General features: G+C 46.0%; 12 protein-coding genes. 9 read left to right on the top strand and 3 right to left on the bottom strand.

The features are described 5' to 3' along the window. The first annotated feature begins 31 nt into the window (after nucleotides 1-31). From xdh to yqeC, 7 genes are all read left to right on the top strand, one after another. A complete protein-coding gene (gene xdh / locus WMO75_RS05190) occupies nucleotides 32-2614 on the top strand; it encodes a selenium-dependent xanthine dehydrogenase (protein ID WP_303223041.1) in 2583 nt (860 codons plus the stop codon). 1 nt (nucleotide 2615) lies between these two features. Continuing rightward, a complete protein-coding gene (locus WMO75_RS05185; RefSeq protein WP_173905362.1) occupies nucleotides 2616-3107 on the top strand; it encodes a 4Fe-4S binding protein in 492 nt (163 codons plus the stop codon). Nucleotides 3108-3371: 264 nt separating this feature from the next. Then, nucleotides 3372-5648, top strand: a complete 2277-nt coding sequence (gene xdhA, locus WMO75_RS05180) for a xanthine dehydrogenase subunit XdhA (protein ID WP_303223042.1) — start codon at nucleotides 3372-3374, stop codon at nucleotides 5646-5648. Nucleotides 5649-5663: 15 nt separating this feature from the next. Continuing rightward, complete coding sequence (xdhB, locus tag WMO75_RS05175; protein WP_303223044.1) at nucleotides 5664-6572, top strand: xanthine dehydrogenase subunit XdhB; 909 nt, start codon at nucleotides 5664-5666, stop codon at nucleotides 6570-6572. Then, a complete protein-coding gene (gene xdhC / locus WMO75_RS05170) occupies nucleotides 6569-7063 on the top strand; it encodes a xanthine dehydrogenase subunit XdhC (protein ID WP_022213455.1) in 495 nt (164 codons plus the stop codon). Before xdhB ends, xdhC begins: the two co-directional genes overlap by 4 nt. Nucleotides 7064-7070: 7 nt before the next feature. Then, nucleotides 7071-7874 carry a selenium-dependent molybdenum cofactor biosynthesis protein YqeB gene (gene yqeB, locus WMO75_RS05165; RefSeq protein WP_303223046.1) on the top strand — a complete coding sequence of 268 codons (804 nt, stop codon included), beginning with the start codon at nucleotides 7071-7073 and terminating at the stop codon, nucleotides 7872-7874. Further along, a complete protein-coding gene (gene yqeC, locus WMO75_RS05160; RefSeq protein ID WP_302700435.1) occupies nucleotides 7874-9247 on the top strand; it encodes a selenium cofactor biosynthesis protein YqeC in 1374 nt (457 codons plus the stop codon). The genes yqeB and yqeC overlap by 1 nt, the downstream gene beginning before the upstream one ends. A 79-nt stretch (nucleotides 9248-9326) precedes the next feature. Here the strand turns inward: yqeC and WMO75_RS05155 are convergent, their stop codons facing one another. Genes WMO75_RS05155 through WMO75_RS05145 form a run of 3 tightly spaced genes read right to left on the bottom strand, consistent with a single transcriptional unit; the run spans nucleotide 9327 to nucleotide 10964 of the window. Continuing rightward, nucleotides 9327-9881 carry a PIN domain-containing protein gene (locus WMO75_RS05155; RefSeq protein ID WP_022213452.1) on the bottom strand — a complete coding sequence of 185 codons (555 nt, stop codon included), beginning with the start codon at nucleotides 9879-9881 and terminating at the stop codon, nucleotides 9327-9329. After that, nucleotides 9874-10629 (bottom strand): ImmA/IrrE family metallo-endopeptidase, encoded by a 756-nt coding sequence (locus WMO75_RS05150; protein ID WP_022213451.1) that lies wholly within the window; start codon nucleotides 10627-10629, stop codon nucleotides 9874-9876. The genes WMO75_RS05155 and WMO75_RS05150 overlap by 8 nt, the downstream gene beginning before the upstream one ends. 5 nt (nucleotides 10630-10634) lie before the next feature. Beyond that, nucleotides 10635-10964, bottom strand: a complete 330-nt coding sequence (locus tag WMO75_RS05145; protein ID WP_022213450.1) for a helix-turn-helix domain-containing protein — start codon at nucleotides 10962-10964, stop codon at nucleotides 10635-10637. Nucleotides 10965-11201: 237 nt separating this feature from the next. Between WMO75_RS05145 and WMO75_RS05140 the strand changes: the two genes are divergently transcribed. After that, nucleotides 11202-12092, top strand: a complete 891-nt coding sequence (locus WMO75_RS05140) for a Fic family protein (protein WP_303223049.1) — start codon at nucleotides 11202-11204, stop codon at nucleotides 12090-12092. Nucleotides 12093-12382: 290 nt separating this feature from the next. After that, nucleotides 12383-12786, top strand: a 404-nt coding sequence (locus WMO75_RS05135) for an IS66 family transposase (RefSeq protein WP_349077722.1), incomplete at its 3' end; no start/stop codon positions are given.

Below are 12786 nucleotides of genomic sequence, written 5' to 3'. Positions count from 1 at the left end.
TATCCATAAAACAGGAAAAGGAGAATCCACTATGGCAATATTTAAAGTAAATGGACAAAGTGTTCAGCCGGAGAAGAATCAGAAGTTTTTGAGATTCCTCCGTGACGAACTTCACCTGACATCCGTAAAGGACGGATGCAGTGAGGGCGCATGTGGAGCCTGTACAGTGATCATTGACGGAAAAACCTGCAAAGCATGTGTCCCGGATACAGATTCCCTTGACGGAAGAGAGATCATAACCGTAGAGGGACTGACAGAATGGGAACAGCAGGTATACACCTATGCATATGGAAAGGCCGGAGCAGTACAGTGTGGATTCTGCATTCCTGGAATGGTAATGTGTACGAAAGCACTTCTCGATGAAAATATGGAGCCTACAGACGACGAGATCCGATATGCGCTGCGCAATAACTACTGCCGCTGCACAGGATACGTAAAGATCATGGATGCCGTCCGTCTGGCAGCAAAGATATTAAAAGCAGGCGAAATTCCAGATGATGGTGACCCGAACTGGACACTTGGCAATCGCGTGGCAAGGATCGATGTAGAGGAGAAAGTCCTCGGATACGGTAAATATCCGGATGATTTTTACCTGGATGGCATGCTTTATGGAGTCGCTCTCCGAAGTAAATATGCACGTGCGAGAGTGCTTTCCATCGATACTTCCAAAGCAAAAGCACTTCCGGGTGTGGAAGCAGTTGTAACTGCAGAGGATATCCCAGGCGAGAACAAGATCGGTCATCTGAAGCATGATCAGTACACTCTGATCCCGGTCGGCTCTCTCGTACATTATCTCGGCGATGCGATCGCACTCGTAGCGGCAAAAGACCGTGAAACCGCAGAAAAAGCGATCAAACTTATCAAGGTAGAGTATGAGGCGCTTCCTCATGTACATACGATTGAGGAAGCAGCAGCGCCGGATGCACCGAAGGTTTTTGACGAGGAAGAAAACAATATCTGTGCACACAAACACATCAGCAGGGGAAATGCCGAGGAAGCGATCCGAAATTCCAAATATGTGATCTCGCATCATTTCGAGACGCCATGGACAGAGCATGCTTTCCTTGAGCCGGAATGTGCCGTTGCTTTTTATGATGAGGACGGAGACGTATTTATCTATTCCACAGACCAGTCAGCACACCAGACCCTGCATGAGTGTTCTCTGCTCCTTGGAACAGATAAGGTCAAGGTGCAGAATGCACTTGTAGGCGGCGGTTTTGGCGGTAAGGAGGATATGACAGTACAGCATCTTGCAGCTCTCCTTACTTATGTGACAAAGAAACCGGTCAAAGTCAAATTTACCAGAGCAGAGTCTCTCCTTGTCCATCCGAAGCGTCATCCGTTCTATATGGATATGACGATGGGTTGTGATGAAGATGGTAATATCATGGGCGTAAAAGCAAGCGTCACTTCGGATACAGGTGCTTTTGCCTCCCTTGGCGGCCCTGTCCTGGAACGTGCCTGCACCCATGCAGCAGGTCCGTACCATTACGAAAACTTTGAGATCGAGGGAACTGCTTACTATACAAACAATCCGCCGGCAGGAGCTTTCCGTGGATTTGGTGTAACGCAGACCTGTTTTGCGACAGAGACCCTGCTTAATATGATGGCAGATAAAGTCGGCATCACTCCATGGGAGATCCGCTACCGCAATGCGATCCGCCCGGGAGAAGTCCTTCCGAATGGCCAGATCGTAGATGATTCCACAGGCCTTGTGGAGACTCTGGAGGCGGTCAAGGAAGATTATGACGCAGCGATGGCGGCAGGAAAACCGGTCGGAATCGGCTGTGCGATGAAAAATGCCGGTGTTGGCGTTGGTATTCCGGATACAGGACGTGTGAAATTGATCGTGGAGGATGATGAGAAACTTCATATTTATTCCGGAGCTTCCTGTATCGGTCAGGGCCTTGGAACGGTTCTCGTACAGATGATCGTGACAAATACAGACATCAGACAGGAAGACATCGTATATGAGCGAAGCAATACCTGGATCTCACCGGATTCCGGAACGACTTCCGGTTCCAGACAGACGCTTGTTACCGGTGAAGCCTGCCGAAGAGCCTGCGAGAAACTGATGGAAGACCGAAGAGCCGGCAAGGAACTTAAGGATATGAAGGGGATTGTATACTACGGAGAGTACCTGGCAAAGACAGATCCTCTTGGTGCAAATGTGCCGAACCCGGTATCCCACGTTGCATACGGATATGCGACCCAGATGTGTGTCGTAGATCCAAAAACCGGTAAACTGGATCAGATCGTTGCCGCACACGATGTCGGCAAAGCGGTCAATCCACTGTCCTGCGAAGGTCAGATCGAGGGCGGTGTGGTCATGTCCATGGGTTACGCCCTGAGGGAGCAGTATCCGATCGATGAGAACTGCAAGCCGATACAGAAGTATGGTTCTCTCAGATTATTCCGTTCCCATGAAGTTCCAAAGATCAAAGCGATCGTTGTAGATAAACCGGGACTCAAAGTAGCCTGCGGAGCGATCGGTATCGGAGAGATCACATCGATCCCTACCGCACCGGCGATCGCAGATGCATATTTCCGCTATGACGGAATCCGCAGATACAGTCTCCCGCTTGTGAGCACACCATACGAAAGGAAGGGTTGATATGGCAGTCAAAAAGAAATTTCCATATAAGGCAGCCATTGTTTCCTGCAATGGTGGATGCAGGGCAGTCAAGGGGGAAGCAGGATGCAGTGAAGGCTGTATCGGCTGTGGAGCCTGTGTCGATGCATGTAAATTCGGCGCGATTTCCCTCAATGAATACGGAGTAGCAGAAGTCGACGAATCCAAATGCATTGCCTGCCAAAAATGTACCAAAGTCTGTCCGCAGGAGATCATTCATATTCATGAATGCGCGAATTATATCGTGGTCAAATGCTCCAATAAGAGCAAAGGTGCAGCGGCGAAGAAACAGTGCGAAGCAAGCTGTATCGGCTGCGGGATCTGCGAGAAGACCTGTACTGCAGGTGCTGTTAAAGTAACAGATAACTGTGCAGTGATCGATGAGGATGCCTGCTTAAGCTGCGGCATGTGTTCCGTCAAATGCCCGCGCCATGTGATCCATGACCTGCGAGGTATCTTTACACCTGTAAGATAAAGAAAGTAATAAAAGATAGACTAAAAATTCAGAAAATTCAACAGAAAAGATTGCAACTATGCAGTAAAATATGTTACACTATGGGTACGCAAAAAGAACTGAATACCTGAAGTGGAAAATAGCATGGTTCGGAGCCGGACGTAAGTTCAGAGGGGAACAGAGAAGTTTCTTGGGACTTGATCCGGCTCTTTTTATCAGAGAATTTTTCAGAAAATAAGTGCAGGTATTCCAAAGTTTACAATAAAAACAGGCAGGTGAGAGGTTATGATAGGAAAAAGCGTTCCGCGTGTAGACGCATATGAAAAGGTAACCGGAAGAGCCAAATTTACAGAGGATCTGATACCGCCGAGATGTCTGATCGCCAAAGTGTTGCATGCATCGATCGGAAATGGTATCGTGACATCCATCGACACAAGTGAAGCAGAAGCGCTGGAAGGGGTTGTCAAAGTTGTGACTTTTAAGGATGTGCCGGAGCACTGTTATCCGACACCGGGACATCCATGGTCAGTAGAACCGGCACACCAGGATGTGGCAGACCGGAATCTTCTTACGGGACGTGTCCGTTATTATGGTGATGATATTGCGGCAGTTGTCGCAGAGGACGAGATCACGGCAGCCAGGGCACTGAAACTGATCAAAGTGGAATATGAGGAATATCCGGTTGAGATCCATCCACGTAAATCCATGCAGGGAAGCCATCCGCCGATCCATTTCGACAAGAAGGACAATGTTCTGGCACGCTCCAATTATTTTATCGGAGATGTCGATAAAGGTATGGAAGAATCAGAGACAGTTGTCCGGGGAACGTATAAGACCCCGATCGTCCAGCACTGTCATATCGAGAATCCAATTTCCTATGCTTACATGGAAAAGGGCAGGATCGTAGTAGTGACTTCCACACAGATCCCGCATATCGTCCGCCGTGTCATCGGCCAGGCACTGGGAATCCCGTGGGGCAATGTACGTGTCATCAAGCCGTATATCGGCGGAGGTTTCGGAAATAAGCAGGACGTTCTCTATGAACCGCTGAATGCCTTTCTGACCACGCAGGTTGGCGGCAGACCAGTCAAACTGGATATCAGCAGAGAAGAAACTTTCTGCAACACCAGGACCCGTCATTCGATCGAATTCGACCTTGCAGCAGGCGTGGACAAAGACGGTAAACTGCTTGCCAAGGATATGCATTCTTATTCCAACCAGGGAGCTTATGCCTCCCATGGACACGCGATCGCGGCGAACGGTCTGACTTCCTGGCGTTTACAGTATGCCTGTCCAAATATCCGGGGAGAAGCGTATACAGTTTATACCAACACCCCGGTCGGCGGCGCGATGCGAGGTTATGGGATCCCGCAGGTATGTTTCGCGATAGAAAGCTTCATGGATGATGTGGCAGCTGCGATCCATATGGATCCACTTGAATTCCGAAGAAAAAATCTGATTCAGGGATACTATGCAGACGTTTATCTGAAACCGATCGCGGCAAACTCAAACGGTATTTTTGAATGCCTCAAAAAAGGTGCAGATTACATCCACTGGGATGAGAAACGTAAGGAATATGCAAACCAGACCGAAGATGTACGAAGGGGAGTCGGTATGGCACTGTTTTCTTATAAAACAGGCGTATGGCCGATTTCTCTGGAGATCTCAGGAGCAAGGCTTTCCCTGAATCAGGATGGAAGCGTGCAGCTTACCCTTGGCGCGACAGAGATCGGCCAGGGTGCAGACACTGTATTCTCGCAGATGGTGGCAGAGACACTTCACACAGATATGGAACATGTACATATCATGTCCACACAGGATACGGATATTTCGCCATTTGATACGGGAGCTTATGCATCGAGACAGTCTTTCGTTACAGGAACGGCAGTCCGTCATTGTGCGGAGATCCTGCGTGACAAGATCCTTGCCTATGCCAAGACACTGCTTCCGGAGATCGACACCACGGAACTTGAACTTCGGGACAACTGGATCTGGGCAGGTAAAGAGCGGGCGATCTCACTTGCAGCTCTTGCCGAGGAGAGCTATTACAGTCTCACCAATTCTTTTGTACTGACAGCAGAAGTTTCCGAGCAGGTGAAAAAAAATACGATCGCGACCGGCTGCTGTTTTGCAGAAGTCGAAGTAGATATGAAGCTTGGAAAGATCAAAGTCCTCCATATCATCAATGTGCATGACAGCGGCAAATTATTGAATCCGCAGCTTGCAGAGATGCAGGTACATGGAGGCATATCCATGGGTATGGGCTATGGTATCAGTGAGCAGCTCATTCTCGATGAGAAGACAGGACGGCCGCTGAATGGAAATCTCCTGGACTATAAACTGATGACCATGCTCGATACACCGGAACTCAAGGCAGATTTTGTCGAACTTGATGATCCGATCGGACCATATGGAAATAAGGCACTGGGTGAGCCGCCTGCGATCCCGTGTGCACCGGCGATCCGAAATGCCGTCCTGCATGCAACAGGAGTTGCTTTTAACGAAAATCCACTGACACCGCAGAGACTGATCGATGGTTTCCAAAAAGCGGGACTGATCTGAAAGGGGGAAGACATCATGTATGATATTGAAAATTATTATAATGCAAAAACCGTTTCAGAAGCAGTGGAGCTTCTTACGGAACATCCGGACGCAAGGATCATTTCCGGGGGAAGTGATGTCCTGATCAAGATCCGTGAGGGAAGGATGGCAGGCACTTCGCTGGTGTCGATCCGTGACATCGAAGAACTTAAGGGAATTGAGAAAAAAGATTCCGGGGATATTTATATAGGGGTAGGAACGGTGTTTTCACATATCACAGCAGATCCGATCATTCAGGAGTGTGTTCCTGTGCTTGGGGAGGCGGTAGACCAGGTTGGTGGACCGCAGATCCGAAATATTGGAACGATTGGTGGAAATATCTGCAACGGTGCAGTCAGTGCCGACAGTGTGCCGACGGTTTTTTCCTATAATTCACTTCTGCATATTGCAAATGCAGAGGGCGGCAGAGTGGTTCCGATCAGGGAGTTCTATCTTGGTCCGGGACGTGTGGCTCTTAAGCAGGGAGAAGTGCTGACGCATGTTGTGATCCCGCGTACCGAATATGAAGGGTATCATGGACATTACATCAAATATTCCATGCGAAATGCCATGGATATCGCAACGCTGAGCTGCAGTGTAGTCAGCAAAGTGAACCCGGAAACAAAGATCCTGGAGGATGTACGTATCACATTTGGTGTAGCTGCACCGGTACCGTACCGTTGCGTGGAGACAGAAGAACTTCTGAAGGGACGGAAACTTGGAGAAGAGCTGTACCGGAAACTTGAGGACAGCATCCGAAATGAGATCCATCCGCGAGATTCCTGGAGAGCTTCGAAGGCTTTTCGTCTGCAGATCGGCGGAGAGATCGCCCGCAGGGCACTGATCCGGACTGTGGAACTTGCCGGTGTGCCGGCCGACAGTGTCAGTGGAGGTGAAATGGCATGAAGAGACAGAAAGTACTCGTACAGTGTATTGTAAACGGAGAAGAAGTTGCGGAGTATGTAGACCCGAGAGAATCGCTTCTGGATATGCTGCGTAATCATCTTGGTCTTACTTCCGTCAAAAAAGGCTGTGAAGTAGGCGAATGTGGTGCCTGTACCGTCATCATAGACGGAGAAACGATAGATTCCTGCATCTATCTTGCTGTCTGGGCAGAGGGCAAAAACATTCGCACCCTCGAAGGTCTGGAAAAAGACGGGCAGATCACAAGAATCCAGGAAGCGTTTATTGAAGAAGGTGCAGTTCAGTGCGGTTTTTGTACACCGGGATTTATCATGTCTGCGACTGTCCTTCTGGAGCAGGGCAAAGAACTCACCAGAGATGAGATCCGCAAAAAAATGTCCGGAAATCTCTGCCGCTGCACCGGATATCAGAATATCGTCAATGCGGTAGATAAAGTCATGCATGAAAATGCAGAAAGCAGCAGAAAGGAATAAAAGTAACATGGAACACAAGACAAAACTGATCGTTCGCGGAGGAGGAGATCTTGCCAGCGGGGTGATCCATCGATTATATCGATGCGGCTATCAGGTACTGGTACTGGAATGTAAGAGACCAAGCGCGATCCGAAGAGAAGTTTCTTTTGGAGAGGCAGTCTACGATGGAACTTCCTGCGTTGAGGGAGTGACAGGAAGGCTGATCACGAAGGTCAGTGAATGCCAGAAAGTCTGGGAGAATGGAGAGCTTCCGATCCTTGTCGATGAGAGCGGGGAAGCGGTGAAAGAGTTGAAACCGGATGCGCTGATCGATGCGATCCTTGCAAAGAGAAATCTTGGAACAACGAGGGACATGGCACCTTTCACTGTCGCGCTGGGACCTGGCTTTGAAGCCGGAAAGGACGTAGATTTTGTCATAGAAACGCAGAGAGGGCATGACCTTGCAAGGATCATCTCCAAAGGGCCGGCAACGCCAAATACAGGAGTTCCGGGCATCATTGCCGGATACGGCAAAGAACGAGTGATCCATTCCCCGGCGGCAGGGATCATGCATAACCGCTCCAGGATCGGAGATATTGTAGAAAAAGATCAGATCATAGCGATGGTCGATGAGATGCCGGTCTATGCATCTCTGACCGGTGTTCTCAGAGGAATCATCCGCGATGGCTACAAAGTGCCAAAGGGAATGAAGATCGCAGACATCGATCCACGTAAAGAGCAGAAGAAAAACTGTAATACTATCTCGGACAAAGCCCGCTGCATCGCCGGAAGTGTCGTGGAAGTCCTGATGGCGAACGGAGTGCTGCCGTGATGAAAAAGATACTTCTGGAAGCACTGGCGATCAATGCAGAAAAAATATCCACGATCGCCGTAGTTGGCGGCGGCGGCAAGACCAGCCTGATTTTTCGGCTGATGGAAAGCTTTGTTTCTATTGGAAAAAAAGTGATCGTGACAACGACCACACACATGGCATATGAGCCGGAGCGGCCGTTTGTGGAGGACGGAGATATTGACGGAGTTTGGAAGGATCTGCAGAGATATCACTATACGGTAGCAGCCAGTCTTGACCGCGCGACGGAGAAGATTGGCTGTCTTTCCGAGGAGAAATTAGAGGAACTGAGAGGACTTGCAGATGTACTTCTGATTGAAGCAGATGGTGCAAAACGCCTGCCACTCAAAGTACCGGGAGAGCGGGAACCAGTGATTCCGGAGTTTGCGGAGATGGTTATCGGAGTTGTTGGTGTGGATGCTCTCGGAGAGCCAATCCAGAAGACCTGCCACAGACCGGAGAAAGTTGCGGATTTCCTTGGAAAAGGGATGGAAGAAGTGGTTACAGAGGATGATATCGTGAAGATTGCTGTTTCCGCGGAGGCATTAAGGAAATGTGTGGATGGACGCGAGTATTGTGTTCTGTTAAATAAAGCAGACATCCGGGGGAAAGCCGAGGCAGCAGAGAGAATCGCAGGGAAACTGGAAGAGCAGGGAGTTCATGCGGTCTGGGGGAGTTTACAGAAGCAAAATTATAATAGTATCTGTAATTGTATTGATAGGACAGAAGAAAAAGCAGAAGTGTGGATGAATAAGTTGCAGGAGCCGCAAAATAAAGGTAGCCAGGCACAGGAAAAGCCCACATTCATCATGCTGGCAGCAGGAAACAGTCGCCGTTTCGGCTCCAACAAGCTGCTGTACGAAATCGGCGGAGTGCCGATGTATCTGCGTACATTGCACAAGCTTCAAAAGGCAGCGTCAGAACTCGGAAACTGCGAGATCATAGTCGTCACCCAGTACGAAGAAATAGCTTCCAAAGCACAAGAATCAGGAGTCCGGGTTCTGATCAATTCACACCCGGAACGTGGCATTTCCTCATCCATGCAGATCGGCCTAGCCGCTGCAAAAGAATCGGCCGCCTGCCTTTTTATCGTATCCGACCAGCCCTGGCTCACCACAGAGACCATCGTCAATCTGGTGCACAAATTTCAATCAGAACACAAAGGCATGGCATGCACCCTCCTTAACGACAAAACCGGAAACCCCTGCATCTTCTCCCGGAAATATTACCAGGAACTACAGGAGATCACCGGCGACAAAGGCGGAAAACAGATCATAAACAGACATCCCGAGGATGTGGCATATCTTGAGATCGAAGATGCGAAGGAGCTTGTGGATGTGGATACGCTGTACTAATGATGGCAGACAATGAAGAAGGAGCCGATTTCCATAGAGAGGGATTTCGACTCCTTTATTATATGTTATGTTAGCATTGCTATGATTTTTCTGACTGATGCTTCGCAAGATAATCTGAAAATGATCTATATCCAAGTTTCCTTTTTCTGGCAAGCATATTAGCCCAGATAGTATTTCCCTGTGCTTCGTTGATGTACCCTGCATCAAATGCCATTTTCATAATGTCGCCTGTTGTAAGATGAGAAAGACCATATTCTGTAACATAAGCAGATATATCTCTCAAATTATTGCTGGCAAGTATGCCTTGTTTCTCTTTTGCAAGTGAAATGGAAGCAGCTTCTCCGCGACCGATGATTTTGTGTCCGGGGTCTGGATGACTTGTAAGCTTTCGGTAAAGTTCATATGTATCAGTACCCACCATAATGGACTCGATTGTTGCATTCCCTGCCTGGAGCATTAAATCGACTTGCGCCTTTAATCCTTTAACACGATTTACACCAGGATGAGACAACTCATCATATACTTCTTTGGGAATAACAATTCTTCCAGGAAACAGCTTGGAAAGAATGCTTTCATTATTTACCCAAAGAAATGCAGAAATGCAATCTGTATCAAAGAAAAGTGGCTCAGTCAATCAATTCACCACCTTCCTCGGTGCCATATACGAGATCATCTCTGAAAGCAGTGAGCAATAATTCTTCATATTTTCCATATGAAACAATATCACGATTTAATAACTGGTCAGCCTGGTTAATATAATGACCATAGGTGCGATATTGTTTTTCTTCAGGTAATGGACGATACAAATCAGAACTATAGCCCATTGCCTCTGCCTGTCGTCTGACACTGATATTTAACAAAGCATCAAGTTCCTCTCGGTTTATATAGCCACAATTATTTAACTGATACACGGCGGTCTGATGGCTGACTCCGAAATACTGCTCAATGCGGATAATATCCTGAAGGGTAATTTTGCCTCCGTGCTTTGAAATAAGTTTATCTGCTTTGTCAGCTAATGCTGCACGAGGCATTAAAAAATATGCAGCAAAAGCATCGGCCATTTTTTCTGTTTCATTGCCTGTACCGATTGACTTGGCACAAACAGATTTCATATTATTATCATAAAACAAATGGTAAAATTCGTGAGCAAGTGAGAAACGCTGCCGTCCTAATGTCATTGATGAATTTAATGCTATGGTGCATCTTTCCTCAGTCCCTTTGATACACATTCCACTGATCTTATTACCCAGAGGATAATAGACAATGGTTAATGTTTCGATTCCTTGTGCTAATGAGAAAATATCGATCGGAGAGTTATTGTCCTCTCCAAATTGCTTTCTTAAACGTTCGGCTTTTGTCATTAAATCTGCATAATCAATCATAAGCGTTATCCTTTCAATAATTCTGCCATATACTCGGAGTTAAGTGCAATACGGTTAATAGCACTGATTGCTTCCAGATCTTCAGCAGACAAATCGCTTGCCCTGAATGCAAATGAAAGGCTTGATGTTTCAATAGTGTTGCTTTCGATAGCATCAATTGAGATACCGAACAGACATGCAAGTTTCTCCAACATATCGGTCGATAAACTTCTTTCGCCTTTTTCGACTTTTGAAATCAAGCTTTGATCCACATTGAGGAAACGGGCAATAGTAGACTGGCTAAATCCCATATTATCTCTAAGTATTTTAATATTATTTCCGATGATGTTTGCCATGTTTATGTTCCTCCCTCTTATTATTGTCGTTTGTATTATTATATTATGAATTTGTCATAATATCAACATAAATAATAAGAGAAAATATGACAAATTACAGAGACATAACTGGCAAATAGTTGTTTCCTATAACGGCAAAATAGAATGAATAAATTTGAATATTCATGGGTTTGTTGCCGATAATGTGGTATCATATAATATGATTAAGGAAAATTTTGATTTTATGGGAGGATAGCAATGTCATATCTTTCAGTTGCTGAGACTGCAAAAAAGTGGAATATCTCTGAACGCAGCGTAAGAAACTATTGTGCTCATGGACGTGTACCAGGCGCATTTCTTACCGGTAAGACCTGGAATATCCCCGAAAATGCAGAAAAACCAGAGCGATCTAACAAGAAAAAAGAAAAACCAATCATTTTGTTAGATATCCTGCAGGAGCAGAAAGTCAGCAAATACTCTGGTGGTATTTACCATAAAACACAGATTGATCTGACATATAATTCTAACCACATCGAAGGAAGTCATCTGACCCATACTCAGACTCGCTGTATATTCGAAACGAACACTATTGGTGTTGAAAAAGAAGTTCTCAACGTAGATGATATAATTGAAACTGCAAATCATTTTCGCTGCATCGATCTGATCATTGACCATGCAAAAGCAACACTGACAGAAAAATTTATCAAGGAACTACACTTTATTTTGAAAAACAGCACCAGCGATTCCAGAAAAGAATGGTTTGCTGTAGGCGATTATAAAAGACTGCCGAATGAAATAGGTGGCATGGAAACTGCTTTACCAGAAGAGGTTGCTGACAAAATGAAAGCATTGCTGGCAGAATACAACAGTAAAGAGGAGAAGACTTTCGAGGATATTCTGGGTTTTCATGTAAGATTTGAACGGATTCATCCTTTCCAGGATGGAAATGGTCGTATAGGACGATTAATTATGTTCAAAGAATGCCTGAAATACAATATTGTTCCGTTCATTATTGAAGATAACCTGAAATTGTTCTATTATCAAGGCTTAAAAGAATGGAACAATGAAAAAGGTTATCTGACAGACATTTGCTTGACTGTACAGGACAGGTATAAGGCGTATTTGGAGTATTTTAGAATTGTTTATTAAAGAAGCAGGAGTGAATTCATGTTTTATAAAATGATAGAAAATAAGTGCACTCAATGGTATGAATCGGATCAGTGTACTGTTAAAAATTTGATTGAATATATAAAAAAAACAGGGCAGATGCGAGACGCTCAGATAGAGGCAATTAAAGTATATTTGTTTCTCAAAATTGCTTGTGAGAGCAAACCATTGATGTAGTTATTTCGTCAGGGATTTTTTAATTCTATTGACGTAACTATTCAGTACCCCGTTAAGTACATCTTGATTTTTCGGCAAAACAGAGAAAATAAAATATCGTAGGTGCAGTCAGCATCAAACGCACCCATGAGATTCTTTCCGGAGTATTTAACATTCCAATTGCAACAGGAACGATCAGCAGCATGGTAAAAAGATGCGCTGACAGTCTGAGTGAAACAGTAGGTAAGATCAAGGATAAAATGATTGGTTCCGCACTTGGACATTTCGATGAAACAGGAACCAGAGTGGATAAAAAACTCTGGTGGGTTCATGATGCCTCAAATTGTGAATACACCTATCTTGATATCAGTCCCAAACGTGGAAATGCAGGTATGGAACAATGCGGTGTTCTCCCGGAATTCAAAGGGATTGCCATGCACGACTGCTGGGCTTCCTACTGGAATTATCCGGATATTCAGCATGCAGTCTGCTGTGCCCATCTTCTCCGTGAATTAACGGG

Source organism: Blautia intestinihominis (genome assembly GCF_040096655.1).
Taxonomy (GTDB): Bacteria; Bacillota; Clostridia; order Lachnospirales; family Lachnospiraceae; genus Blautia_A; species Blautia_A intestinihominis.
The sequence above is the reverse complement of the archived record's forward strand: the minus strand, read 5'-3'. Positions and strand labels throughout refer to the sequence as shown.

What these genes read in the sequence shown, in the direction of transcription:
- xdh (WP_303223041.1), top strand. Translation starts at nt 32, where the DNA reads ATGGCAATATTTAAAGTAAATGGACAAAGTGTTCAGCCGGAGAAGAAT.
- WMO75_RS05185 (WP_173905362.1), top strand. Translation starts at nt 2,616, where the DNA reads ATGGCAGTCAAAAAGAAATTTCCATATAAGGCAGCCATTGTTTCCTGC.
- xdhA (WP_303223042.1), top strand. Translation starts at nt 3,372, where the DNA reads ATGATAGGAAAAAGCGTTCCGCGTGTAGACGCATATGAAAAGGTAACC.
- xdhB (WP_303223044.1), top strand. Translation starts at nt 5,664, where the DNA reads ATGTATGATATTGAAAATTATTATAATGCAAAAACCGTTTCAGAAGCA.
- xdhC (WP_022213455.1), top strand. Translation starts at nt 6,569, where the DNA reads ATGAAGAGACAGAAAGTACTCGTACAGTGTATTGTAAACGGAGAAGAA.
- yqeB (WP_303223046.1), top strand. Translation starts at nt 7,071, where the DNA reads ATGGAACACAAGACAAAACTGATCGTTCGCGGAGGAGGAGATCTTGCC.
- yqeC (WP_302700435.1), top strand. Translation starts at nt 7,874, where the DNA reads ATGAAAAAGATACTTCTGGAAGCACTGGCGATCAATGCAGAAAAAATA.
- WMO75_RS05150 (WP_022213451.1), bottom strand. Translation starts at nt 10,629, where the DNA reads ATGATTGATTATGCAGATTTAATGACAAAAGCCGAACGTTTAAGAAAG.
- WMO75_RS05145 (WP_022213450.1), bottom strand. Translation starts at nt 10,964, where the DNA reads ATGGCAAACATCATCGGAAATAATATTAAAATACTTAGAGATAATATG.
- WMO75_RS05140 (WP_303223049.1), top strand. Translation starts at nt 11,202, where the DNA reads ATGTCATATCTTTCAGTTGCTGAGACTGCAAAAAAGTGGAATATCTCT.